This window comes from Pseudanabaena sp. PCC 9330, assembly GCF_055795045.1.
The window spans coordinates 35046-60548 of sequence record NZ_JAYFES010000089.1 but is presented as its reverse complement, the minus strand read 5'-3'; the positions used below and the strand labels follow the sequence as shown (position 1 = coordinate 60548).

General features: G+C 59.2%; 21 protein-coding genes and 1 tRNA gene. 4 read left to right on the top strand and 18 right to left on the bottom strand.

The features are described 5' to 3' along the window. Together AC0QKW_RS08890 and AC0QKW_RS08885 are read right to left on the bottom strand one after the other, a co-directional pair. On the bottom strand, nucleotides 1–1348 hold a 1348-nt coding region (locus AC0QKW_RS08890), incomplete at its 3' end, for a WD40 repeat domain-containing protein (RefSeq protein ID WP_473150705.1). A gap of 99 nt (nucleotides 1349–1447) precedes the next feature. Next, nucleotides 1448–2131 carry an NB-ARC domain-containing protein gene (locus AC0QKW_RS08885; protein WP_473150704.1) on the bottom strand — a complete coding sequence of 228 codons (684 nt, stop codon included), beginning with the start codon at nucleotides 2129–2131 and terminating at the stop codon, nucleotides 1448–1450. 251 nt (nucleotides 2132–2382) lie between these two features. Here AC0QKW_RS08885 and AC0QKW_RS08880 point away from each other — a divergent pair, with 251 nt between their 5' ends. The 3 genes from AC0QKW_RS08880 (at nucleotide 2383) to AC0QKW_RS08870 (ending at nucleotide 3392) form a co-directional block, all read left to right on the top strand. Continuing rightward, nucleotides 2383–2619 carry a hypothetical protein gene (locus AC0QKW_RS08880; RefSeq protein ID WP_473150703.1) on the top strand — a complete coding sequence of 79 codons (237 nt, stop codon included), beginning with the start codon at nucleotides 2383–2385 and terminating at the stop codon, nucleotides 2617–2619. A 240-nt stretch (nucleotides 2620–2859) separates the two neighbouring features. Continuing rightward, entirely contained in the window at nucleotides 2860–3087 is a 228-nt protein-coding gene (locus AC0QKW_RS08875) for an NfeD family protein (RefSeq protein ID WP_473150702.1), read from the top strand. 14 nt (nucleotides 3088–3101) lie between these two features. Next, nucleotides 3102–3392, top strand: coding sequence for a hypothetical protein (locus tag AC0QKW_RS08870; protein WP_473150701.1), 291 nt, complete (start codon nucleotides 3102–3104; stop codon nucleotides 3390–3392). A 33-nt stretch (nucleotides 3393–3425) separates the two neighbouring features. On the opposite strand, the gene AC0QKW_RS08865 is transcribed toward AC0QKW_RS08870, so the two are convergent. From AC0QKW_RS08865 to AC0QKW_RS08835, 7 genes are all read right to left on the bottom strand, one after another. Next, nucleotides 3426–4085 carry a site-specific integrase gene (locus tag AC0QKW_RS08865; RefSeq protein WP_473150700.1) on the bottom strand — a complete coding sequence of 220 codons (660 nt, stop codon included), beginning with the start codon at nucleotides 4083–4085 and terminating at the stop codon, nucleotides 3426–3428. Nucleotides 4086–4446: 361 nt separating this feature from the next. Continuing rightward, nucleotides 4447–4517 (bottom strand) — tRNA-Cys (locus tag AC0QKW_RS08860). A 193-nt stretch (nucleotides 4518–4710) separates the two neighbouring features. Beyond that, on the bottom strand, nucleotides 4711–4989 hold the full coding sequence (locus AC0QKW_RS08855; RefSeq protein WP_473150699.1) for a transposase: 279 nt from the start codon (nucleotides 4987–4989) through the stop codon (nucleotides 4711–4713). A 46-nt stretch (nucleotides 4990–5035) separates the two neighbouring features. After that, nucleotides 5036–5347: an NIL domain-containing protein gene (locus AC0QKW_RS08850; RefSeq protein WP_473150698.1), complete on the bottom strand. Its 312-nt coding sequence runs from the start codon at nucleotides 5345–5347 to the stop codon at nucleotides 5036–5038. Nucleotides 5348–5357: 10 nt separating this feature from the next. Beyond that, nucleotides 5358–6236, bottom strand: a complete 879-nt coding sequence (gene cysW, locus AC0QKW_RS08845) for a sulfate ABC transporter permease subunit CysW (RefSeq protein ID WP_473150697.1) — start codon at nucleotides 6234–6236, stop codon at nucleotides 5358–5360. Continuing rightward, nucleotides 6229–7074 carry a sulfate ABC transporter permease subunit CysT gene (cysT, locus tag AC0QKW_RS08840; RefSeq protein ID WP_473150696.1) on the bottom strand — a complete coding sequence of 282 codons (846 nt, stop codon included), beginning with the start codon at nucleotides 7072–7074 and terminating at the stop codon, nucleotides 6229–6231. The genes cysW and cysT overlap by 8 nt, the downstream gene beginning before the upstream one ends. A gap of 77 nt (nucleotides 7075–7151) precedes the next feature. Next, a complete protein-coding gene (locus tag AC0QKW_RS08835; protein ID WP_473150695.1) occupies nucleotides 7152–8228 on the bottom strand; it encodes a sulfate ABC transporter substrate-binding protein in 1077 nt (358 codons plus the stop codon). Between the two features lie 321 nt (nucleotides 8229–8549). Here AC0QKW_RS08835 and AC0QKW_RS08830 point away from each other — a divergent pair, with 321 nt between their 5' ends. Then, complete coding sequence (locus AC0QKW_RS08830; RefSeq protein WP_473150706.1) at nucleotides 8550–9581, top strand: sulfate/molybdate ABC transporter ATP-binding protein; 1032 nt, start codon at nucleotides 8550–8552, stop codon at nucleotides 9579–9581. A gap of 40 nt (nucleotides 9582–9621) precedes the next feature. On the opposite strand, the gene AC0QKW_RS08825 is transcribed toward AC0QKW_RS08830, so the two are convergent. From AC0QKW_RS08825 to AC0QKW_RS08785, 9 genes are all read right to left on the bottom strand, one after another. Beyond that, on the bottom strand, nucleotides 9622–13434 hold the full coding sequence (locus AC0QKW_RS08825) for a PAS domain-containing hybrid sensor histidine kinase/response regulator (protein WP_473150694.1): 3813 nt from the start codon (nucleotides 13432–13434) through the stop codon (nucleotides 9622–9624). Between the two features lie 119 nt (nucleotides 13435–13553). After that, a complete protein-coding gene (locus AC0QKW_RS08820) occupies nucleotides 13554–15617 on the bottom strand; it encodes a hybrid sensor histidine kinase/response regulator (RefSeq protein WP_473150693.1) in 2064 nt (687 codons plus the stop codon). 8 nt (nucleotides 15618–15625) lie between these two features. After that, nucleotides 15626–16201 carry a chemotaxis protein CheB gene (locus AC0QKW_RS08815; protein WP_473150692.1) on the bottom strand — a complete coding sequence of 192 codons (576 nt, stop codon included), beginning with the start codon at nucleotides 16199–16201 and terminating at the stop codon, nucleotides 15626–15628. Further along, nucleotides 16201–17016 carry a CheR family methyltransferase gene (locus AC0QKW_RS08810; RefSeq protein WP_473150691.1) on the bottom strand — a complete coding sequence of 272 codons (816 nt, stop codon included), beginning with the start codon at nucleotides 17014–17016 and terminating at the stop codon, nucleotides 16201–16203. The genes AC0QKW_RS08815 and AC0QKW_RS08810 overlap by 1 nt, the downstream gene beginning before the upstream one ends. After that, the gene (locus AC0QKW_RS08805; protein WP_473150690.1) at nucleotides 17013–20657 is read right to left on the bottom strand and encodes a response regulator; all 3645 of its coding nucleotides are present in this window, start codon (nucleotides 20655–20657) and stop codon (nucleotides 17013–17015) included. Before AC0QKW_RS08805 ends, AC0QKW_RS08810 begins: the two co-directional genes overlap by 4 nt. Before the next feature lie 247 nt (nucleotides 20658–20904). Continuing rightward, nucleotides 20905–22740 (bottom strand): signal peptide peptidase SppA, encoded by a 1836-nt coding sequence (sppA, locus tag AC0QKW_RS08800; protein ID WP_473150689.1) that lies wholly within the window; start codon nucleotides 22738–22740, stop codon nucleotides 20905–20907. 78 nt (nucleotides 22741–22818) lie between these two features. Beyond that, nucleotides 22819–23016, bottom strand: a complete 198-nt coding sequence (locus tag AC0QKW_RS08795) for a Sec-independent protein translocase subunit TatA/TatB (RefSeq protein WP_473150688.1) — start codon at nucleotides 23014–23016, stop codon at nucleotides 22819–22821. A gap of 59 nt (nucleotides 23017–23075) precedes the next feature. Continuing rightward, nucleotides 23076–24281: an aspartate aminotransferase gene (locus AC0QKW_RS08790; RefSeq protein ID WP_473150687.1), complete on the bottom strand. Its 1206-nt coding sequence runs from the start codon at nucleotides 24279–24281 to the stop codon at nucleotides 23076–23078. After that, complete coding sequence (locus AC0QKW_RS08785; protein ID WP_473150686.1) at nucleotides 24278–25435, bottom strand: iron-containing alcohol dehydrogenase; 1158 nt, start codon at nucleotides 25433–25435, stop codon at nucleotides 24278–24280. Before AC0QKW_RS08785 ends, AC0QKW_RS08790 begins: the two co-directional genes overlap by 4 nt. Nucleotides 25436–25503 lie beyond the last annotated feature (68 nt).

Genomic DNA, 25503 nt, shown 5'->3' with positions numbered 1-25503 from the left:
CACGAGCGACACGAGCCGCTGATTCACTGCTCGCACGCGACAATCGCTCTAGTTCTTGGTGTTCTTCAGCCGTTAGTTCGCAAAGGGGATGTTTTGGACGACGAGGCATGACGACCTGGCATTGAAGGGGGCTTCTTCTATTGTGATACCCACCCATATCAATGGCCATGGCCATGCCAAATGACCCACTAGTATGGTCGGTCAAAGTCGTGTGGCATTGGCCAGTGCTCACCTGCCATAGCCGAACCGTGGCATCACCACTGCCCGTGGCCAGCCATTGCCCATCGGGGCTAAACACAACCGAGCTGACCCTGTTGGTATGGCCGGTCAAGATCGTGTAGCACTGGCCAGTGCTCACCTGCCACAGTCGAACTGTAGCATCATCGCTGCCTGTTGCCAGCCATTGCCCGTCGGGACTGAATGCAACTGCACTGATGGACTCAAACGGATGAGTTAGAGCTGGTGCAACCCATTGGGTGTTAGCTAAGTTAAACTCACGCAGTTGCACTCCCTTTAGGTAAGCTTGTCTAAGGGTAAGTTGAGAAAAGTCAAATTGCTGAGTCTCCGATTGAGACTGACACAGTATATTCAATAGATTTCCAGCAGCATGGCCCTCATTCCAGTCAGGATGCTGGCGTATAGTTTGTAGGGAAACATTTACCTGTTGCGCTAGGTTAACAATCCTGACTGTGATCGGTTTAAGGATCAGGCGGACTTGGGTTTCTCGCACATAGTCCTTGGCTGTAGCTTGAATCAGAGCATGGGTATGAAATAGGTCAAACTCTTTCGTCTTTAGTTCTCGACTAACCTGCTCCACAAAGCGATCTGTAGCAAATTCCATGATCACATTTTGTAGAGTGAATTGCTTGCCTACTGTTTCTACCAAGTACCGATCGCTCAACCCCCTCAACGCCCCCCGCACGTCCTGCTTGGTCACTAGTGGCAGTAGGTCTTCCATCAACTTATCCAGGCCAACGGGTTCGCGGTTGATGGCTAGCCAGAAAAACACCGATCGCTCCAGGGGGGCAAGGCGGCTAACCTGCGGATCTAACAGGGTGCTCACATCCTCAATGACTGTTTCCTGCTCTTGTAAAAAGTCATCCACATCGCCCAAAAACTCTCTCTGAATGGTTGTGGCTACCAGGTGCAGCGCTTGGGGGTTGCCACTACAGCGGCGAATCAACTCTTGTCCTTGGTCATCAGCCTCATCCAGGGCCAAGCCCTTGGTTTTTAGAATTTCTCGCCCGGCCTCGGTGTCGATGCTGCCGACTGACCACAAGCGTACCGGCGTCAGGTCACCCGCCAGGGGGGCTAGCTCTTTAGGGCATTCGCGACTGGTAAGTAGCAAACAGCTTTGGTGCTCGGTGCTGCCGATGCGTTGAATGAGTTCGCCATATCCCTCGTAGCCGTCTCGGTAATGACCCGCTGTTTCGGCCTGTAAAATTGACTATAGGTTGTCGAGCACCACCAGGCAGCGATGTTCGCGCAGATAGTGCAACAGGCGAATGATGCGTTCCCCCAACCGGGTTGGCAGGTTGATTTCGGTCTCTTGCTGGTCAGAGAGAAACTGAATCAGCCGCACCAAGATTTCATCTAGGGGTGGGGCTTCTCGTAGACTGCGCCAGATTACATAGTCGAAGCGATCATAGACCTGGTTAGCCAGCTTGGCTGCTAGGGAAGTTTTGCCAATGCCACCCATACCTAATAGGGTAATCATTCGACATTGGTCGCCCTGCACCCATTGATTGAGGGTGGCTAATGCTTCAGCTCGGCCAAAGAAAAGCGCAGTGTCGGGCTTCTCGCCCCAGTCAATTTTGGAGTTTGAGGGTTGTCTTCTGCCTGTAGATTGAGGGCTAGCTGGTGGAGCAGCTGGTTCGGATTGGCCATAATCTGCGGGCTCTAGCGTCAGGTCAAACGCAGTAAACAACACTTGGACACGAGCCCTATAGACTGAGCCTTCCTGGTTACGAATTTTCTTGATAGTTTTGATGCTGATGCCAATCCGAGTTTCCAGTTCAGTCTGGGTGAAGCGAGCGCCATATTTTTCCTGGTCTTGGGCAGATGCGATCGCAGCTTCCAGGCGTTGCTTACCGCGATCAGTCAAAACCACACCACGTTGAGGACGACTCATGGCGGCAGATGGGTAGATGACGATTTAGTGCGATCCGAAAGTTCAGGGAAAGTTCTCAGGGAATTCACTGATAATACGCGATCTTTCCCAGACCTGCCCAGCTGCTGAAAGGCTTGACCCATAGGGGTTACCGCAAACGGTATCAGGCGTAGCCAAAATTTCTGCCAACTTTCTCCTAACCCACCCAAGTTTCCTTAGAGATTTCTGGCTTCTTTTGTTTACTGGCCTCATACCGAGTTCAGTAAATCGCCATGCCAAAACTAATCGACCTAGGAATTGCCTGCTTAGCCCTCATGCCAGTCGGAGCTGCTCAGATCTCCCCGGCTGCTCTCCAGCTACCCATCGAATTCGCCCAGTCAACCGCGCCGCTCGTGGCCGACCTCTGCCCCCAGGTCACATGGGCCGATGGCTTCCGTATTGGTGAAATGGTGCCCCTTGACCCCGCTCAATTTCACCCAGCGGCGGTGATTACGCTGACTCCCCTGTGATCGGGCTACGGCTTTGAAGGAGCGGTCATCACCGACTTGGCCGTGGGCACCCAAGTCACCGTTACCGGCGAAGTCTGGGACATGGGCTGCAACCAATGGATGACCATCCCTGGCGACCAACAGCCCGCTTTCATCCACGGCAATGCCTTGCTTAACCTCTAATTGCCCCTCTCCTGGGCGGATTGGCTACCCAGGAGTTCTCCACCCACTTCGTCCTTTCACACTCAGAGGAAAGCCATTATGACTCTTTCTACTCTGTCCCAATCATCTGACCTGCCCCCTTTTCAAGGTCGAGGCATCGTCGAGCGCACCATTACCCCCTCAATCCCAGGGCGCGTCTACTTCCAGGCATCCTACTGGCCCGCCCGCTTCTTTGAGCCCGGTGTACCTGGCGATCTACTCCCTGGTGCCCCAGTCGAAATTGTAGACCGTGACAGGCTGACCCTCTTGGTCAAGCCCCTACCTTAGTGGAGGCCATCCCTATGAAACAGCAACAGCCGCGCAGGTGGCTTTTAGAATTGACGTTCAAAGCCGTGAAATACTTCTTGCTGGCTCTGGCCGGGTGTGCGATCGCCTACAGCGTAGCGCTTGTGCTGGAATGTACGCTCGTGACCGAGGTGATAGTGATCGCCGCAGAGCACTTGCTGCTCCGTGTCTCAGTATTGATTGGTTGCCTGGCTGCGACCGCGATCATTACCGAGTCCCTGCGATACCAATTGTTCAACCGATTGCAGCCCCAATACCGGCAAGGGTATCGTCTGCAAGGAAAGTAGGCACCCTGATTTATCAAGCCGCTTTCATCTAGATCACAGTTCCGGCACCTGTAGATCGCGCTTCTTCCCGGCGTAGTGGCGGTAAATCACCTCTGGGCTGTTGCCCACCCACTTGGCTACATCTTTGGCGTCAATATCCGCCTCCAGACACAAAGTAATAAACGTGTGCCGACACTGATACGGGCGACGATACTCGCTCACCACCCCCTGCTTCACCAACTGCGTCACAAGGCCATCAATCTGCTTGCCATGGCGGTTCTTGTACCCCTTCCAGGCGTGGTTAAGAAAATCGCCAAAGTCGATCATGCCCCCCTTCTTGCTGCGAAAGATGAACGCCTCCGGGTCGCAGTCCTCCGGGCGCATCGCATTCCAAATCTCCTTTAGCTGACGGTTCACCGGGAACCGCCGTTGTGGCTGAGTCTTCAGCCCACTCTTCAACGCCAGCCCCTTGGTGCTGATGGTAATGGCCTGCTCGAACAGGATAAAGCGATCGTAGATGTGCTTCCACTGGAGGGCGATCGCCTCCGAAGGGCGGCACCCCGTAAAGAACAACACCTGTACCAGCGGCGCATAGTAGCCATACAGCGGGCTCTCCTGGAACGCTTGGATAATGGCATCCCGCTCCTCCGCTGTAAACGGGTTGATGTCAGCCTCCTCCACATCGCCTTTAGAGAGATAGACATCGCCAGCCATATCCCGAAAGGGGTTGTGGTCAATTAGCTGGCTGCGGATGGCCCAGTCGCAGCAGGCATTGATATTGGTCAGAACCCGTTTGGCGGTGTTGGGGGTGACATTGGCCAGCAGGTAGTCTCGAATCGCGATAGCTTGCGCTGACTTGTCAGTTCACATCCCTCAAATCATCCGTCGGCAGCTTCTGGATGTGGTTGCGGTAGCGGCGATAGTCCACCGCGTAGGTGGACTGGCTAAGCTGAGGCTCCTTAAATTCGGAATACTCCTCCCGCAGCTCCGATAGCCTCAGCTACAGAAACACCGAAGTGCTGCACTCGCCGTCGGTCGGGGCCACTGGGGGCTGAATCTAGCGGTTTACCGTTAAAGGCGACACCCGGATTCGAACCGGGGGTGGAGGTTTTGCAGACCTCTGCCTTACCACTTGGCTATGTCGCCGCTTTGTTCAGTTTACGATTGTAGCAAACTTAGGGGTACGATTTAGCTAAGAACGCGATGTGCAACTAATCTATCATTGAATCACCAAGTAATAATACTGCCGAACTGTAGCCAAGGCCTCTCCCTGCTGGTGGCTCAGCCAAATTATCACGGTATGGGCGAGGATTTTACAGACTAAGTGGCTGGTCAGACGTTACAGGTTACGGCTAGAGACTCGCGCAAGGTCAAACCAATGGCACAGATGGCCAATGATGGTTTCAACACCCTGGCGTTGACAACTCACCAGCCGATTAAAGTCGGCGGCGCAAGCGGACATCGTTTTTTGTCGAGGCGTTAACAACTGAAGTCTTGGGTGGGCCAACTGAGTCGTTAGGCTTTGGCGGATATAGCCTTTGTCGCCGAGCAGCAAACCTTCGAGGCCCACGACGAGTTCAGGCACGACATCGCGTTCGTCACCGTTGGCCAGGGTCACCGCTAGACCGAGGACAGCCCCTTGATGACAAGACTAAAAACTAGCTTCAGTAGCCGTCGTCGTCGTCGGTGTTGAACCAGAGGTCGGCGTCTAGCTCCACCAAATCGAGCAGGGCCTCGTGGATGGTGCCCGCGCGCCCCTCGATCGCCAAATCAAACCAGCCATCTTCTTGGCCGTTGGCTCCGAGCAGAGCACCAAAAATATTCACCTTGAGGCCATAGCGGTTGATCAGGTTAGAAATCACCGGGTCGGGGTGCCGCGCTTTGGGAATGCGGATTTTGACCTGGGTTTGCACCAGGCTTTCAGGTTCCTTAAGGCGTAGTGCCTCCAGGCCATAGTCGGGAGAGATAGATGTCATAAAAACCTCTTTAATGACCTCTGTGCTGAATGCCAGCACTGCGCTCTAGCAAATACTTCAACACCAGAGTAACCACCGCCAAGCAGGCCAGCAGCAGCGCCGCCGTATAGGCCGCCTGGGTGTTGTACTGGATGTGGGCCTCTTCAATAAACAGCGGCAGGGTTTGGGTTTTGCCCACAATATTGCCCGACACCACCGCTACCGCCCCAAACTCACCCATGGCCCGCGCGTTACAGAGAATCAGGCCGTAGAGCAAACTCCACTTAATCGAGGGCAGCGTCACTCGCCAAAAGGTTTGCCAGGGGGTGGCCCCCAGGGTAGCGGCGGCTTCTTCCTGCTGAGTACCCGCTTCTTCGAGGGCGGGCAGCACCTCGCGCGCAATAAAGGGCATGGTGACAAAGATGGTCGCCATCACAATGCCGGGCATCGCAAAGATAATCTTGATACCGCCGGCATCGAGCAATGGGCCAAACCAGCCCCGGTTGCCAAACAGCAGCACCAGCATCAGACCGGCAACCACGGGCGAAATCGAGAAGGGCAGGTCGATGATGCTGATGAGCAAAGAACGCCCCGGAAAGTTTTTGTTGGCCAGCGACAGCGCCGCACAGAGCCCAAACACCGTGTTTAGCGGCACCGTGATCACCGTTGTAATCACCGTCAGCTTCACCGCATTCAAAAAGAACTTGCTGGTGAACGTATCGACTAAACCAGGCAGCCCCGCCTTAAGCGCCTGAATAAACACGTTGAGGGCAGGCACCAGCAAAATTAGCGCCAGGTAGCCAAACACAAAGGTCACCAGCAGCCACTTGCCCCACTGAAAGCCCGAGGTCGCTGCCTGGGTCTTAGACCCGGCCATAACAACGGGTTGTTTTAAAGACGAATCAGCCATAGAAGCGCCTCCCTCGGGCTTGAATCAGGTTAATTACCAACAACACCGCCAGGGAAATCAGCAGCAGCACCGTGCCCACCACCGTGGCCCCGGCGTAGTCAAACTGCTCCAACCGCTGAATAATCAGCACGGGCGCAATTAAGTCTTGAAAGGGAATATTGCCCGCAATAATCACCACTGAGCCGTACTCGCCCACCGCCCGCGAAAACCCCATCGCCACCCCGGTGAGAATGGCAGGCATCAGCGGCGGCAAAATCACCCGATAAAAGGTCTGCCACTGGGATGCCCCCATCGACCAGGCGGCCTCTTCCGCCTCCGCTTCCAGGTCTTGCAGCACCGGCTGCACTGTCCGCACCGCAAAGGGCAGCGAGATAAAGATCATCGCCACCAGCACCCCTAGGCGGGTAAACGACACTTTGATACCGAAGGGTTCTAAAAAACCGCCAATCCAGCCGTTGGTACTGTAGATGGTCGAGAGGGTTAACCCGGCTACCGCCGTCGGCAGGGCAAAGGGCAGGTCGATGATCGCATCGAGAAACCGCTTCCCTGGGAACTCGTAGCGCACCAGTACCCAGGCAATAATCAGTCCGGCAAAGCCGTTGATAATGCCCGCTACCAGCGCCGTAAAAAAGGTGACGTTGTAGGTGGAAATGGCCACTGGGTCAGTGGCAATCCGCCAGATTTCTGCTGGGTTGAGGGTCAGCGCCTTGAGCAGGAGAGCTGCGATCGGCAAAAACAAAAATAGGGTGAGATAGAGCCAGGTGACCCGCCAAGGCCAAGAGGCGTGGAGAACCTGGTGCCAGAAACCTGGCGATGAAGATGGTGGGGATGAAGTCATGGTTTAAAGAAGAATGATCAAGGTTCATGCAGGTTGGCAGGCTGGAACGTTCTAACCTGCCAACCCTTTACATCGACCTACTTGCCAACCTTGGATTGAACTTGGTCAAAGATTGCCCCATCGGCAAAGAACTTTTTATCAATTTCTTCCCAGCCACCCAGATCGGCAATGGTAAACAGAGTGTCAATTTTGGGAAACTGCTCGGCAAACTGTTCGCCCACCTCTGGATCAGAGGGGCGGAAGCCAACTTTGGCAAACTCCGCTTGGGCCTCTGGGGTAAACAAAAACTCCACAAAGGCTTCGGCTACCTCGCGGGTGCCGTGCTTATCCACATTGGCATCGACGACGGCAACGGGGTTATCGATGGAAATATTCACATCGGGAACGATGTAGGGCAACTCTTCACCATTTTGAGCGGCCAGCAGTACCTCGTTTTCGTAGTTAATCAGCACATCGCCCTGGCCTCGGGTAAAAAATACGTCGGTGGCTTCCCGCGCGTCCTTGGGCAGCACCGGCACGTTTTGGTAGACCTTGGTGACGAAGTCTAGGGCGGCGGCATCATCGCTGCCGGTTTGGGTCAGAGCGCCCCAGGCTCCGAGAAAGTTCCACTTGGCCCCACCAGAGGTCTTGGGGTTGGCGGTGACTACAGCCACATCGTCGCGGGCCAGATCGTCCCAGCCCTGGATATTTTTGGGGTTGCCCTCCCGGAACACGAGCACTGCTACAGAGCCATGCACGATCGCATTGTTGGGCGCTTCGCCTTCCCAGCCGGGTTCAATCAGGCCGCCCTCTTCCAGCTTTTTAGTGTCTCCAGCCAGGGCCAGGGCGACGATATCGGCTTCTAGCCCGTCGAGCACGGCGCGGGTTTGAGAGCCCGACCCCCCGTAGCTCTGGTTAAAGGTGACCTCCTGACCGGTTTCGGCCTTCCACTGCTCGACAAATTTAGGAATGATTTGCTCGTAGGCGGCCTGGGTGACGGCGTAGGAGACCAGGGTGAGCTCGACCGGGCCAGCGGCGGCGGTGGTCGAGTCGCCCGTGCTGGCTTCTGGGATGGAGGTGGTGCTACCGCAAGCGGCCAGGGTGCCCGCCAGTCCCAGGCCAGCCACAAATAAAACTGCCGATCGCCGCGAAATATAGCGTTGAGGTGATGTCATGGGTCGCTCTCCAAAAAATCTACGGTATCTCGACGGGGTTATCGAGGATTACGTTTATGGACTGTATCACGAATTTTTCAGATTGAATTGAAATTCATTTGAGTTTAGTACGAGAATTTTTTAGATCTTACTTGTGTTGTATTTTGAAGTGGCTTGCATTTGAGTTGTGAGTAGGGTAGGTTTGTTTCCACACGCGGCACTTGCTTGACAGCAAGTTTTGGTTTGGGGCTGCTGTATAGCGCCTTTGCTGGCGCTGGCATGGTTCTGGCCAGGTTGATCGAGCACCGCCTGGGGCGCACCGTAGAGTTTTGGAGATTACCCGTGGGAATTCGAGTCGAAAACGTGTCTAAGAGGTTTGGGGAATTTCAGGCCCTGGAGCCGATTAACCTCGACATTAAGAGCGGTTCGCTGGTGGCCCTGCTGGGGCCGTCGGGGTCAGGTAAATCGACCCTGCTGCGGGTGATTGCCGGTTTAGAGCAACCCGACACGGGCAGAATCTATATTTCGGCCCAAGACGCCACCACCAAGTCGGTGCAAGACCGCCAGGTGGGCTTTGTGTTTCAGCACTACGCGTTGTTTAAGCACCTGACGGTACGCCGCAATGTTGCCTTTGCTCTAGAGCTGCAAAAGTGGCCAAAAGACCGCATCAAGCATCGAGTAGATACGCTGCTAGATTTGGTGCAGCTGAATGGGTTGGGCGATCGCTACCCCGCCCAGCTCTCCGGTGGGCAGCGCCAGCGGGTGGCCTTAGCGCGGGCGCTGGCGATCGAGCCTCAGGTTCTACTGTTAGACGAGCCCTTTGGTGCCCTCGATGCCAAGGTGCGCAAAGACCTGCGCGATTGGCTGCGCCGCCTCCACGATGAGGTGCATGTGACCACGGTCTTTGTCACCCACGACCAGGAGGAGGCGATGGAAATTGCCGACGAGATTGTGGTGATGAGCAATGGTCGGGTTGAGCAGGTGGGCTCGTCGGCTGAGATTTACGAAAACCCCGCTACTCCCTTTGTGATGAGCTTTATCGGCGCGGTCAACGTGCTGTCGCCTGACAGCACCTGGAAGTCGCTGCACCGCGATGCCCCGGCCCATGGTGAAGTGTTTCTGCGGCCCCACGATATTGACATCTCCACTGACCATCAGAATGGCAGCGTGGCGGCAGCGGTGAACCATATCATTCACCTGGGTTGGACAATCCGCGTCGAGCTGACCCTCGACAATGGTCATCCCATAACGGCCCACATCAACCGCGAGCAATATCGCGATCTGGGCATTCAGCCAGGGCAGACCGTGTACCTGCGAGCCAAGTTCATCCGCAGCTTTGAGGGGTCTGCCAGCTACTCGCAGTCAGTCGCCTGAGGAAAGAGCCTTGCTTGGCACTGGTCTCTACACAAGGAAATCAATCCTCGATTTTGCCCCTGCGATCGCATTCGGTGAGACCCACCTGCAGCAGGGTTGACAGCGTGGTGAGCAGGTCGCTGAGGTCGTAGGGCTTGAGCAAGAAGGCATTGGCCCCGGCGGCGATCGCCGGTTCGCGGTAGGTGGGCAACCCACTGGTAGCCAGCACCTTGAGCGCTGGTTGAGCCGCTTTTAGGTGCCGCACCAGGGTGATGCCATCCATGCCGGGCATCATAATGTCGAGCACCACTAGGTCGGCTTGGCGGTGGGCAAAGCCGTCGAGGGCTTCTAGACCGTTGTTGGCCACCAACACGCTGTAGTTGTAGCTGGTCAGCAGCGATCGCACCGCCTCCTGTACCGAGATATCGTCTTCGACCAGCAAAATGCGATCGCCCTGGCCCCGCTGGGGCTGGTTAGCTGGGGCAGGCCCATCACTGGCACTGTCGCTCGGGTCGAGGGCGGGCAGATACACCTGCACCTGGGTACCTCGCCCTAGGGCACTGTCGATGTGAATGAAGCCGCCGCTGGCTTTGACAATACCCAGCACCGTGGCCAGCCCCAGCCCGGTGCCCTGGCCGGGAGGCTTGGTGGTAAAAAACGGGTCAAAGATGCGATCGCGCACCAGCGGATCAATGCCGGTACCGGTGTCGGCCACGGTCAGCCGCACGTAGTCGCCCTCCTCGGCATCTAGGTGGGTGTGGGCCAGGGCAGCATCGACCCAGACCCGCTCAACCGCAAGGGTCAGGGTGCCGCCCTGGGGCATAGCGTCGCGGGCGTTGATGCCCAGGTTCATCACCAGCTGGTGGAGATGGGTGGGGTCGGCGCTAACCCACAGGGGCACAGGGGTATCTGTTTCAGCACAATTGCAGACGCTAGGCCCCGTTGGCAGGTGCAGCAAAATATGGGGGGGCAGACTCTGCTCTAGCATGTGGGCCACGTCTTGTAGTAGCGGCCCCAGATTCACCTCGGTGCGGCTGTCGTCGCTGCTGCGGGTAATCGAGAGAATCTGCTGTACCATACTGGCCCCCCGCTTAGCGCTTTCCTCCAGCAGGCGCAGCTGATCCTGGGCTTTGTCACTCAGCGATCGCTGGGTGAGGCGCAGCAGCTGGGCAATGGTAACGATGGGCGTAAACACGTTATTGAGGTCGTGGGCGATGCCGCTGGCCAGTCGGCCCAGGCTCTCTAGCCGCTGGGCCTGATAAAACTGGGCCTCTAGGGCTTTTTTGGCAGTGATGTCGGTCTCGACCGAGAGCAAAAATCTGGGCTGGTTAGCCTCGTCGCGCACTAGAGTCCAGCGGGCCGCGACGGTGACCAGCTGATCGGCTTTGGTAAGTTTTTCTAGCTCACCCTGCCATTCGCCCTGGCCCAGCAGAATAGGCATCATGTCGCCGTGGCGGGCGGTTTCGCAGCGCAGCAGGTCAAAGGCCCGGTGGCCCAGGGCCTCGGCGGCGGTAAAGCCGTAGAGACGCTCAGCCCCCTGGTTCCAGTAAAGAATGTGCTGGTCAAAGTCGCGCACGGTGATGGCGTCGGAGGCAATGTCGAGCAGCGCTGCCTGCTCTCGAATTTTGGTTTCAGCCTGTTTGCGTTCGGTAATGTCGCGCCCCTCAGGCACCAGCATTACCACTCGCCCCTGCTCGTCTAGCACCGGCTTGATTGAGAAGTCGACCCAGGCGATCGAGCCGTCGGCCCAAATGTGCTGGTTTTCCATGCGCACGGTGTGGCCCTGGGCGGCATGGCCGATCGCCTGCCGCATCCGCTCTCGCTGATCAGGAAAGTGATCCCACCAGGGGGTGAGCCAAAAGGGCTGGCCAATCACCGCCTCAGGGGTGGCTGCAATCACGGTCAGGGCAGTGCGGTTGACATCGAGCACGGTGCCGTCGGTTTTGAGCAGGCCGATAAATTCAAAGGTGCTGTCAAACACAGCCCGCAGCTTGCGTTCGCTCTGCTTGAGGGCCAGATCGGTCTGACGACGCTCGGTGACATCGCGAAACAGCACCGCCACCTGGCGCAGCTCTGGAGCCCCAAAGCGAAAGGCAAACACGTCAAACCAGCGGTGCATTGCCGCCGCATGGTCTTCAAAGCGCACCGACTCGCCGGTTAGGGCCACCTCTCCCAAAATTTCAAACCAGTGGGTTTCGAGGTTGGGCACCAGCTCGCGGACACGTTTGCCCTGGGCGTCTCCGAGGCCGGTCTGCTGGGCAAAGGTGGGGTTGATGTCGAGGAAGCGATAGTCGATCGGGCGATCGCCCGCATCGAACAGCAGCTCGATCACGCAAAAGCCCTCGTCCATGGAGTTGAACAGCAGGCGATACTTCTCCTCCGACTCGCGCAGAGCGGCCTCGGAGCGCTTGCGCTCGGTGATGTCGATCGCCCCGCCGTAGACCCGGCCATCGTCGGTGTATAGACGGGCCTTCCACAGCAGCCAACGGTAGGTGCCGTCTCGATGGCGGTAGCGGTTTTCAAAGGCAAAGGTGTCGTGGCCCTTAAACAGCTCGACAATTTCCTTGGCAGAGGCGGCCAGGTCGTCGGGGTGGACAAAGTCGGCCCAGGGGATGGCGGTCATCTCGGCCACAGTCCAGCCCAGGGCTTGCTCAAAGGTGGGGCTGACCCAGTGAAAATGGCCATTGCGGTCGGTGATCACCTGGAGGTCGGAGCCCACGGCCAAAAACCGCTCGCGATCGCGCTCCAGGGTCTTGCGATCGGTAATGTCGTAGTTGACGGTGGTGACCAACCAGCAGTCGGCGGCGATCGGTTGCGAGGCGTAGTCGCTGTGAAACCAGCGTAGAGACCCATCGCGGTGGCGAAAGCGATACTCAGCGGTGACCTGCTGCCCTGCATAAAAGGTCTCGAGCAGAGGTATGATCACCTGCTCGCGATCGTCGGGGTGCACCTGCTCTAGCCAAAAATGCTTGTCGGCGTAGGCGCTGCGGGGATAGCCAAACAGATCTTCGCACCCAGCAGACCAATATTCATACTCCCAGTCGCCGCCCCGATAGACCCGAAAACTAGAGATGGCGGCGATCGCGCTGTTGAGAATGCCGCTGAGCTTGGCCTCTGACGCCGTTAGCGACTGCTCTAGGCGGCGGCGCTCGACCTCACCCTGCACCCGCTCATCAATATCGAGCACCGAGCCAATATAGCCCTCAAACTGGCCCGACGCCCCCCGCCAGGGGCGGGCGGCGTCGAGCATCCAGCGGTACTCACCGTCGCGGCGGCGCAGCCGATACTCCGTGCGAAACTCCTGTTGGGCGGCGGTCGCATTCAGAAACACCGCCTTGGCCTGGGTGCGGTCTTCTGGGTGCACCGCCCCGAGCCAGCCCAGCCCCAACCCGGTGGCCTCGGTCTGGCCGGTAAACTCGTACCAGCTCTGGCTGAGGTAAGAGCAGTGACCGCTGGCGTCGGTAATCCACACCATCACCGGGGCGTGGTCGGCCATGGTGCGAAAGCGGGCTTCGCTCTGGGGCCGCTGGGCCACCGGGCTCACCTGCTCTAGGGTCTGCCCCACCAGGTCGCTCACTTGGGCCACCAAGGCGACAGCATCGACGGGCTTGACCAGGGTGGCGGTGGCCCAGGCGGGCTTTGGCCCCGGTCGGTCGGCCAGCAGCAGCACGGGGGTCTGGGGCTGGCGATCGCGCCAGTCAGCAGTTCCAGCGCCGACCGCACCGCCGTCCACAATAATTAAATCGTAGGCCACCTGCGTCGCCGCTAAGACGGCCGTATCTTTAGCCAGGCACACTTCACAGGTCAAGCTGTCTAGCAGTAGCTTGAGCGCCTGGGCCACCAGCGGCTCCCGCTCAATTACCAAAAATCTCATTGCGCGTTCCAACGACAGAAGGGTTCAATCCGCCGATCTCTCCCGATCCTAGGGAAAGGGCAGCCCGTTGTCGCTAAACCGCCTGGTTTCGCAATGAAACGCTAAGGAAAAAGCTGCCCCTAAGCGATCGCCCCCGTCACCTGGAGAATCGTGTTAATCAAGGTCTCGGCTTCGATGGGCTTGGCCAGGTGGGCCTGAAAGCCAGCGGTAACCGCCTGGGTTTGGTCGGCGGCGCGGGCGTGGGCGGTGATGGCGATCGCAGGCACCTGCGCCTGGGGTAGGGGCAGCTGGGTACGAATGGTGTGCATCAGCTGGTAGCCATCCATATCCGGCATGCTGATGTCGCACAGCAGCAGGTCGGGAGGCGCGGCGTTGAGCAAATCTAACCCTTGCTGGCCCAGGGCCGCCGTGGTCACCACCGCCCCCTGGCCTTCGAGCAGAAATCGCAGGAAATCGCGGGTGTCGGCGTCGTCATCGATAATCAGCAACGTCATCTCTGCCAGGGGGTGAGCTTCAGCGGGCGCAGGCGCAGGCGCGATAGCGGGGTCAGGCGGCAGCTGGGATGGGGCTGCTCGCAGCGGCAATACGACGGTAAACGTGCTGCCCTGGTCGAGGCCGCCGCTCTCGGCCCAGACTCGCCCTTGGTGCCGATCTACCAGGTAGTGCACGATCGCCAGCCCCAGCCCTAGGCCCCCCTGGGCACGGGTAGTGCTGCTGTCGGCCTGGCGAAATCGGTCAAAGATGTGGGGCAAAAAGTTGGCGTCAATGCCCTGGCCGGTATCGGTGACCCGCAGTTGGGCGTAGGCGGCAGCGGACGATGGCGGGGCCTGGGCCGTCGGCAGATCGTCAACCACAGCGATGTGCAGCTCTACCTGGCCGTGGTTGGGGGTGAATTTGATCGCATTGGTGAGCAAGTTCCAGATCACCTGCTGCAGCCGCAACAGGTCGCCGGTCACCTCTAGGCGAGGGCAGTCGGCCAGATTGGTGACCAGGGCAATGTTTTTTGGTGTTGCCGCTGGCCTGACGGTTTCAAGGGCCGATTGGGCCACCGCCACCAGATCGAGGGGCTGCTGGTGCAGCTGGAGCTTGCCCCGCACAATTTGAGAGACATCGAGCATGTCTTCGATCAGCTGCTTTTGGGCGTTGGCGTTGCGTTCAATGGTGTCGAGGGCATAGGCAATTTTGTCGGGGGCGAGATCGCGCGATCGCAGCAGGTGCGACCAGCCCAAAATCGAGTTGAGCGGCGTGCGCAGCTCGTGGGAGAGAATGGCGATAAACTCGTCTTTCATGCGGTTGGCGGTCTCGGCCTCCTGGCGGGCCGCCTGCTCGCGAATCACCTGGGCATTGGCCGTTTCGGCCTGGCGGCGCTCGGTAACATTTTCGATGGTGCCAACGTAGCCCAAAAAGATTTTCTGCTCTGACACCAGCCGCGCCGCCCGAATCGCCACCCAGCACTGGCTACCCTCTACATCGGTGACAAACTCAAACTCCTGGGAATATTCCTGCCCATTGGTCATATAGTCGGCCCAGCTCGATCGGGCCGCCTCCAGATTGTCGGGGTGAACCCGGCCCAGCCAGCCTTCGTCCATCGGGCAGTCCTCCGACATTTGGCAAATGGTGCGAAATCGAGGATTGGTGTAGACAATGTCGCCCTGGGGATCGGTGACAAACACCCCCACTGGCGAACAGGTGCAGAGCAGCCGAAACCGCTCTTCGCTGGTCTGGAGCTGGGTGTTGATCGCCTCTAGCTGGGAGGCCTGCTGCTGCAAAATTTCAGTCTTTTGCCTGAGCGCCTCGTTCTTTTTAAAAAGATCGATAAAAATTGCCACCTTAGACAGCAAAATGCTGGGGGCAATCGGCTTGATCAAATAGTCGACCGCCCCCAGGGCATAGCCCTTAAACATAAACTGCTCATTGCTGCCAAAGGCGGTGAGAAAAATGATCGGCGTATCGCGCGATCGCTGGCGACTGCGAATCAGCGAGGCCACCTCAAACCCATCCATCTGGGGCATTTGCACATCGAGCAAAACCACCGCAAAGTCGTCGTTCAACAGACAGCGCAGCGCCTCTGCGCCCGAGGTTGACCTGACCAGGTTGGCCCCCAGATCGCCCAAGATCGCCTCCAGAGCCATCAGGTTTTCGGGCTGATCGTCCACAAGCAGAATGTTTACTGGTGCATCCATCGGCATAGCTATAGCCCCGTCGAGGGGCTACACAGACGCACCAGATAGGGCGCAATGCGGGTCAGGGGTAAAACTCGATCGACTGCGACAGCGGCGATCGCCGCCCTGGGCAAAACTGGGCTTTCGGCGGTATCTGGGTCTTGCACAATGGCGATGCCCCCCCGGGCCTTGATCTTTGACAACCCCCAGACCCCATCCTGATTGGCCCCGGTCAAGAGCACGCCGATGGCGCGATCGCCGTAGGCGTCAGCCGCCGACTCTAGCAGCACATCAATTGAGGGGCGGGCATAGGAGACCGGCGCATCTACAGACAGTGAAAAGTACCCAGACTCTACCAGCAAATGGTAGTCGGCTGGGGCAAAGTAGATATGGCCTGGCTGAATCCGTTCTTTGTCTTCGACTTCGTGCACCGGCAAAACCGTAAACTGCTGCAAAAAAGAGCTCAGCGCCTGGTCAGACTCCCGGTGGCGGTGCTGGACAATGGCCACCGCCGCCGGAAATGTCTCGGGGATGCATTCTAACAGAGTTTTTAGGGCCGATAATCCTCCCAAAGAGGTACCTATGGCAACCAGTTCGTAGGGCATCAGCCCCGCCTCCTGTAGAGCTTTTCAGCTTTGACGAGATCGTCATAGGCGGCTTCATACTTGGTAAAGCGAATGGTCTCTTGCTTCCCCAAGCCCAAAATACCAAACTTGCACAAGCTGTTGTGAAACAACCCATGCACCTGATTTTGCAGAGTGGGGTTGAAGTAGATCAGCACATTGCGACAGATAATCACATTAAACTCATTAAATGAGCCATCGGTCACCAGATTGTGCTCACCAAAGACGATTCGCTCCCGCAGGGCCGGCCGCAAAATAGCGTTGTCATAGTTGGCCGTGTAATAGGCTGAAAAGCTCTGCTGCCCCCCCGCCCTGAGGTAGAGCTGGGTGTAGTCTTGCATTTGTTTGTAGGAGTAGATGCCCTGGCGAGCCGTCTGCAGCACCCTGGTGTTGGCGTCGGTGGCATAGATGCGGCAGCGGGGGTAGAGCCCCTCCTCCTGCAGCAAGATCGCCATCGAGTAGACCTCCTGCCCCGTAGAGCAACCCGCATGCCAGATGCGAAAGAACGGATAGGTGCGCAGCAGAGGCACCACCTGCCGTCGAAAGGCCAGGTAAAAACTGGGGTCGCGAAACATAGCGGTGGTATTGACCGTCAGCCCCAGCAGCAGCCGTTCGGCACAGGCTGGGTCGCCCAGCACCTGCTGTTGCAGAGCCGCCACGCTGGGCAGGCCTTCGGTTCTGAGAAAGCTGTGCACCCGGCGATTGAGCGAGGCCATGGCATAGTCGCGAAAATCGTAGCCGTATCGTTGATACAGCCCTTCGATCAGCAAATGAATGTCGACATCGTCTGGTTTCACTGGTATAGCCACAGCCGCAGCAGGGTGAGCAACTGTTCGGTATCGACGGGCTTGGTGATGTAGTCGGAGGCACCGGCTTCGATGCACTTTTCGCGATCGCCCTGCATCGCCTTGGCCGTCAGAGCAATGATTGGCAGCGATCGAAACCGATCGATCTGGCGAATCTGGCGGGTGGTCTCATAGCCGTCTAGGTCGGGCATCATCACATCTAGCAAGACAATGCCCACATCGGGGTTGGCCTGCAGGGTGGTGATGCCATCCCGGCCATTTTCGGCAAAGACCACGGTCATGTCATACCGCTCAAGCAGGCTGGTCAGGGCAAAAATATTGCGCACGTCGTCGTCAACGAGCAGCACTTTCTTCCCCGCTAGGGCCAGATCGCTGGGCTGCAAGCGGCCTAGAACATCTGGCTGGGGGGCGGGCAGGTCAGCCTGCACCCGGTGCAAAAACAGAGCAGTTTCGTCGAGCAGGCGCTCGGGCGATCGCACATCTTTGATGATAATAGTTTCCGCCAGGCGACGCAGCTGACTGGCTTCGGCCTCGGTCAGATCTTTGCCGGTGTAGACAATGATCGGCAGGCGCGCCAGGGTCGAGTCTTGCTTGATCGCCTCGATCAGGTCAAAGCCATTCATATCGGGCAGGCCCAGATCGAGCACGATGCAGTCGCAGGGCTGCGATCGCAGCATTTCCAGGGCCGCCGCTCCGGTGTGTACAGCGGTGCTGGTGACATCGCCGCCACCAATCAGCTCAATGATGCTCTGGGCCTGCACCGGGTCATCTTCGACCACCAGCAGGTAGCGCACCCGGCGCTCCACAAACTGCTTGATGTCGATCAGGGTCTGGGTCAAAATCTCCGGGGCCACGGGCTTTTGAATGTGGGCGATCGCCCCAATCTGAAACTCCTGCTGCTGCCGGTCATTCACCGTCATCACATGGACAGGAATATGGCGGGTGGCGGGGTCGCCCTTGATCTGCTCTAGCACCGCCAGCCCGTCCATATCGGGTAGGTGCAGGTCGAGGGTAACGGCGTTGGGCACATACCGCTGGGCCAGAGCCAGCCCCCCCCGCCCGGTCAGGGCGATCAGCACCGCAAACCCCTGGTCGCGGGCCATATCGAGCAAGATCCGGGCAAAGTTGGGGTCGTCTTCGATCACGAGCAGGACTGGGGCAGCGCGCCCCGATTCGGCGGGAGAGAGGCGATCGCGATCGTCTTCGAGGCCCTCGGGCAGAGGGGCAATAGCCAGGGCTGGGGGGGGCGAGGCCACCGCCGCCAGGGTCACTGCCGCCGGGGCAAAGGGGCGCAGACCCGACTGCCCTGGCCCCCCAGGAGGCTGACCCTCAGCTCTGGCTAAGGGCTCGTAGTGCAGGGGCAGGTAGAGGGTAAACGTACTGCCCTGGTTGGGCTCGCTGTGGAGCTCAATGGCACCGCCCAGCAGCTCAGCTAGCTGCAAACTGATAGAAAGGCCCAGCCCGGTGCCGCCGTACTTGCGGCTGGTGGTGCCGTCGGCCTGCTGAAACGCCCCAAAAATAGTCTGCTGCTGCTCGGGGGCAATGCCGATGCCGGTATCGCTGACCGCAAAGGCCACCCGGCCCGCCGCCGCCGGATAGATGCGTACCGTCACCCCTCCCCGCTCGGTAAACTTGATCGCGTTAGAGAGCAGATTTTTGAGAATCTGCTGTAGCCGCCGGGGGTCAGTGGCGAGGGTAGCGGGCAGATCGTCATCCAGGTCAATCTCTAGACGGAGCCCTTTGCTGGCGGCGGTGGGCTGAAAGGTGCGTTCCAGCTCCAGCTGAATGGCGCTAAAGGCCAGAGCATCGACCACCACCTCCATGGTGCCCGACTCGATCTTGGCCATGTCGAGAATGTCGTTGATCAGCGACAGCAGGTCAACCCCAGCGGAGTGAATAGTGCGGCTATACTCAACCTGCTTGGCGGTGAGGTTGCCGTCGCCGTTGTCGCCCAGCATTTTGGCCAAAATCAGCAGGCTGTTGAGCGGCGTGCGCAGCTCGTGGCTCATGTTGGCCAAAAACTCAGACTTGTACTGCGACGACTGGGCTAGCTGCCGGGCCTGGTCTTCTAGCGCCTGGCGGGCCTGCTCTACCTCATGATTTTTATGCTCTACCTGCTGCTTTTGGGTTTCGAGCAGCTCGGCTTTTTCTTCCAGTTCTTCGTTGAGCTGTTGTAGTTCTTCGTTTGACTGCTGTAGCTCCTCCTGCTGCTGTTGCAAAATCATCTCCGACTCTTGCAGCGACTGGGTGCGCTCTTCGAGCAGCTGGTTGCTCTGCAACAGTTCTTCCTGCTGCTGACGCAGCTCTTCGGTGAGCACCTGCGACTCTTCCAGCAGCTGCTGGGTTTGAATGTAGGAGGCGATCGCATTGATCATCACCCCCGTCACCGCGCTGGCTTCCTCTAAAAAGGTGATCTGGAGGTCGCTAAAGGGCTGCAAAGCCGCCAGCTCCAGCACCCCCATCACCTCGTTTTCAAACAGCAGCGGCAGCACCACAATCGTGACCGGCGGTGCCTCGCCCAGGCCCGAACGAATGCGAATGTAGTCGCCCGGCACCTGGGTCAGCACAATCCGCTGCTTTTCTAGGGCGCACTGGCCCACCAGCCCCTCCCCCAGCTCAAATTCGTTCGATAGGTGCTTGCGCTCCTGGTAGGCATAGCTGCTCAACAGCTTCAACCGAGGCGGCTCGCCGCCATTGTCGAGCACATACAAAACCCCCTGCTGGGCCTCAACCAGGGGGGCCAAGTAGGTTAGCACCCGGTGGGCCAGATTTTCTAAACTCCGCTGCCCCTGCAGCTGCTGCGACAGATCGGCCAGGTTAGACTTCAACCAGCGCTGATTTTCGTTGATGCGTATGGTCTCCCGCAGGTTGCCCACCATCTGGCTAAAGGTGCGGGTGAGAATACCGGCCTCGTCCTCGGCGGTGCTGTCGGGCAGGGTAACAGCCAAATTGCCCGCCGCCAGCTGCTCGGCAGTAGCGGAGAGATCGCGCAGGGGCCGAGAGATATTGCGAGACAGCCACCAGCCCAGCAGCGAGATCAGCAAAAACGAGACCGGAATGCCGTAGGCAATGGTGCGGGTGGTCTGCTGCGCTGACCGTTGAGCCTGGTCAGCCCGCTCTTCGAGCATCACCTGCTCTTGCTGACGAATCTCGTTCATCTGATCGCGCAGCTGTTCCATTAGCTGCCGCCCCTGGTCGGTGAGAATAAACGCTTGGGCTGCCGGAAACCCGCCAGTGTCGCGCCGCTGAATGCCCTCTTGCAGGCGGGCGAGGCGGGCCTCAATCAACGGGTCGAGGTCGGCCAGACGACTCTGAAGGCGAAGATTATCAGTTTGGAGCAGGCGCAGGGCGGCATAGGTATCCTCAATCTCGGTCAGGGCGCTGTTGTAGGGCTCTAGATACTCGGCTTGACCGGTGATCAGGTAGCCCCGCTGCCCAGTTTCGGCATTGGTCAGCTCGGCCTCTAGCTCGGTCAGATACCCCAAAATTTGATAGGTTTCCTTCTCTCGCTCAGCGCTGCGAATCAATTCGGTCGTGGTGCGGTAGGCTACCGCCCCCAGCAGAGCCAAAATTGCTAACCCCACCCCAAACCCAGCACCGATGCGCGTCCCAATTTTGAAGCGATTGACCATAGGTTGAGGTATAGACTTGAGAAAATACTAGAGAGACTGACCACGGCGGCACCGGCCCCTTCGGGCGGTGAGGTCGGGATGATAGGTTGGGGGCAACTGCATTTTACCCACGGATAGGGCACGGTAGCCAAGGCTCCCTGGGAGGATAAAGCCAAAGCGATCGCCTGGCCCCTAGAGTTCAAGCGGTTGCTCCCATGAACCTCCACCGTGCCCTCGGCCATACCTGGGGTCGCGGATGAGCTGATGCTCACTTGATGACAAACTCAAAGGGCATCAACGAATAGATACCTCGGGGGTCGTTGAGGGTGCGCAGAATCTGGCTCTGATCAAAAAAGGTGACTACCTGGCTGGTGAGAGGGTCTGCATGGGGGGCGATCGCCGTTTCAGAGCCGAGAAAAGTACGCAAAAACTTCTGCCACTCGCCGGGTTCAGGGTATTCTTGCAGCCGCCAGTCGTCGCCCAGCTCGGCCAGGTCGGCGGCCTTGGCGATCGCGGTATTCAGCCCTCCCAGCTCATCCACCAGGCCCAGGCGCTGGGCCGACTTGCCCGACCACACCCGCCCCTGGGCTAGCTCGGCCACCTCTTGGGGAGACAGATCACGGCCCTCTACAACGCGATCGAGAAAGGCACCATAGATATTGTCCACCGATCGCTGAATCACCGCCAGCTCGGCCTCGGTTCGAGGCCGAGTGGAGGAAAATATGTCGGCCAGTTGGGCGGTTTTGACCCCTTCCCAGTTGACCCCCACCTTGGTGCCTAGATCTTCCAGGTTGAGAAAAATGCCAAACACGCCGATGGAGCCGGTAATGGTGGTGGGCTGGGCCACAATGGCGTCGGCCTGGGCCGCGATCCAATAGCCACCGGAGGCCGCCACGTCGCCCATGGAGACCACCACCGGCTTGCCCGCCTGGCGCAACAGCTGCATTTCTCGCAGCATGACCTCCGAGGCAGTGGCGCTGCCGCCGGGGCTGTTGACCCGCAGCACCACCGCCTTGACCTCGTCGTCTTGACGCAGCTGGCGGAGCTGGCGGGCCAGGGCGTTGCCCGCGATCACCGCGCTGCCAAAGTCGTCACCGCCGCCGTCAACGATGGGGCCTTCGGCGTAGACCAGAGCCACTTCGCGGCTCGATTTGCGGCTGGTGAGCGGGTCATCGACGGCGGCGGCGTAGCGGGCCAAGCCAATCTGGCGAAAGTCGCTGTCGCTGTCACCGGCATCCGGTGCACCCTCACCGGTAATCTCTCGCAGGGCGACGATCACCTCGTCTTCGTAGGCGATCGCATCGGCCAGCCCGGCGGTCTCTCCCTCAGCGCCAAACAAAAAACCCTGGGTGTTGGCGATCGTCTGCAACTCTCGGGGCTGAAGCGCCCGAGGCTCAGCCATGTCCACCAGCAGGGTTTGCCACACATCCCCTAGCAGCTGCTGGGTCTGCTCTCGCTCCTCAGGGCTCATACCGCTGCGGATCAGCGGCTCCACCGCCGACTTGTACTTGCCCACTCGGGTGACCTGCACGCCCACGCCGAGTTTCTCTAGAGCCTCGGCCTGGTACATGGTCTCGCTGTAGAGACCATTCATCTCAATCTCTCCAAAGGGGTGGAGATAGACCGTGTCGGCCAGAGCCGCCAGCACATACTCCCGCTCACTCCAGGAAACGTTATAGGCCACAATCGGCTTGTCGCTGGCGCGAAAGGTCTCCAGCGCCTGCTGCAAGTCGCGCTGGTTAGACAGCCCCGCCCCCAGCCCAGCCCCGGTGCCCTTGAGGTAGAGCGCCGCAATGCGATCGTCGGTGGCGGCGGCTTCGATGGCCAGCACCGCCTGGCGCAGGGGTAGCTCCGCCGAGGCGCTGCCCCCCAGCAGCAGGGTGGTGGGGTCAACCGTCCCTGGCGAGTCAGGAATCAGTGTCGCCAAGTTGTAGACCAGCACCGAATCTTTTTCAACGGTGGTGGTGTCGCTCTCTTTACCCAGGCCCGCAATCAGCACTCCTGCCAGCCCCACCGCCCCCAGGGTGAGCAAAAAGCCCAGCAGCAAGCAAAACAAAATCGACCCGGTTAGACTGGCCAGGGTGTACTTCAAAAATTGCCGCATGGGGTGTCTCTGGGTGCTGGTCTGGGGTGACTCTAGATGCGCGCCTGGGGGGCTCTGTGGAGAATGACGACGACCAGTCTACCGAATCACGTCAGCGTCTTCGGCATCTTCGTAGGGGTCGAGGGCGGTTTCCTCAGGGGCCGCCTTCATTTCTTCTTTAAAGCCGCGCAGGGTCTTACCCAGGGCACTGCCCAGCTCAGGGATTTTTTTGGGGCCGAAGATCAAGACGGCTACCCCAATGACAAGCACAACTTCAGTCCAGCCGAGGTTAAACATGGCGATCGCAGGGATGGAGATTGGTATCACTATACAGCGTGGGCTTACGCAGTGTGGGTCTAGACCGCCGCTGCCTCGGGGGCAAACCGAAAGCCCGCCTGTCGAATGCGATCCATAGCGACGGCTAGGCGATCGCGATCGGCAATCAAGCTCACCCGAATGTAGCCTTCACCGCCGGGGCCAAAGGCATTGCCGGGGGTAACCACCACCCCAGTCTCCTGCAAGACCGAGAGGGCAAAGTCAGTGGAGGAGGGCATATCGGGCGGGCAGGGCACCCACAGATACATGGTCGCCTGGGGCTTGTCGACCGTCCAGCCCAGGTCGGCAAACTCGTCAATCAAAAAGTCGCGGCGGCTAGAGTAGCGCTGCTGCACCTCCTCCAGGTAGTGGTCAGGCAGCGACAGGGCCGTCTCCGCCGCCCGCTGGAGGGCGGCAAAGATGCCGTAGTCGAGGTTGGTCTTCAGCGTCCGCAGCCCTTGAATAATGTGGGAATTGCCCACCACAAAGCCCACCCGCCAGCCAGCCATGTTGTAGGTCTTCGACAGGGTGTGAAATTCTACACCGACCTCCTTGCCGCCAGGAATCTCTAGCAGGCTGGTGGGCTGGTAGCCGTCAAAGGCCAGCTCGGCGTAGCAGAGATCGTGCACCAGCAAAATTTGGTACCGATGGGCAAAGGCCACTGCGGCTTCAAAAAACTCGCGCGGGGCGGTGGCGGCGGTGGGGTTGTTGGGGTAGTTAAAAAACAGCGCCTTGGCCCGCTGGGCCACCTCAGGGGGGATGGCATCGAAGTCGATCAGCCAGTTGTTGGCTCGGGTCAGGTGCAGGTTGTAGACCTCGGCCCCGGCTATAGCTGGGCCACGAAAATGGGCTGGGTAGGCTGGGGTCGGCACCAGCACCAGGTCACCAGGGTTGATAAAGGCCATCGCCAGGTGGGTAATACCTTCCTTGCTGCCCAGCAGGGGCAGAGCCTCGGCGGTGGGGTCAAGGGCCACCCCGTAGCGACGCCCATACCAGTCGGTAATGGCGGTGCGAAAGCTCGCCGTGCCCTCAAAGGGGGGGTATCCATGGGTCGACACATCGCCAATGGCGGCCCGGGCGGCCTCTACCACCGGGGCTGGCGTCGGGCCGTCGGGGTTGCCCATACCCAGGTCGATCAGATCTAGACCCTGCTCACGGGCGCGGGCCTTGAGCTCGTCGAGGCGGGCAAAGACGTAGGGAGGCAGGGCGCTGAGGCGCTTAGCGGGGGGCATCCAGTCAAGGGTCATGGCTGCACCTCCAGGGCAACGCTAGAAGACGAACGAACAGGGGCAGGAGCCTTGGGCCGCAGCTCCGGGCACAGAGGCGACACCATCGCAGCCATCAACGCCTCTGGGGTGACGGTAAAGGGCAGATGGTGAATATCAGATCCTGGGCGACAGGCAAAGCTGGCCGCCTCATGCAGCTGGGCCAGCGTGATGTCTCCTAGACCCAGGTCGTCTAGGGTCTGGGGCAGCCCAGCGGCTTTGTAAAAGGGCAGCAGCTGCTGACGGGCAGCACGGGCCAGGGCGGCATTGCCTCCCATCTCTTCGAGCCGCAGCTGCACCAAAATACCGTAGGCCACCTTCTCTCCATGGAGAATGCCGTGGCTGGTGGGCAGTTGCGTAAGACCGTTGTGTACCGCGTGGGCCGCCACCGTGCGGCACTGAGCCCCGCCGATGCCACCCACTACCCCGGCCAGCAGCACCGTGGCATCGACCACCTCCTGCCACTCGGGGCCACCCCACTGACGCAGCGCCGCTGGAGTCTTTTGCAGCAGAATGTCGCGCAATACCCGAGCCTGCTGCACCGCCGCTACCATCAGGGTCTGCTGGCTGCTGCCGCTGCTCACCGCCGCCTCGTACCACTTGGCCAGGCCGTCGCCGATGCCTGCCAACAGGGTGCGGCGGGGGGCCGTGCGCACTAGGGCATAGTCGAGAATGAGCAGGCTCGGGCAAGTCGGTAGGGCCACATCGTAGCGAAAGGCCCCCTGGTCAGAATAGACGTTTGATAGCGCAGTCCAGGCCGCGCAGGTAGCCCCGGTGGTGGGCACCGTCACCACCGGACAGTGAATCTGGTGGGCCAGCAGCTTGGCGGCATCGAGCGCCTTGCCGCCGCCGATGCCGATTACCAGGTCGGCCTGGTGGCTATTGGCCTGCGATCGCAGGTGAGCCAGGGCGCTCTCGCTACAGTTGCTGCCGTAGTTAGCGGCCTGAGGTACCAGGTTGTGCTGCTCGAGGGCCGCCACCAGGGGGGCCGCCAGTCTAAGGCTGTTGCTACCGCCCACGATCAGCGGTCGCTGTCCCAAACGGGCAATCGCCGACACCTGGTCAGTCAAAATTCCTTCTCCCCGGACAACCTGGGCCGGGGCAATGGCAAGGGTGGGCAACGAAGAGAGGGTCATAGGCGCGGCAAAGAGGGGAGATTGGGTAAAGAGCCTGAGATTTAGCCTGGGGAAATTCGCCTTGGTGA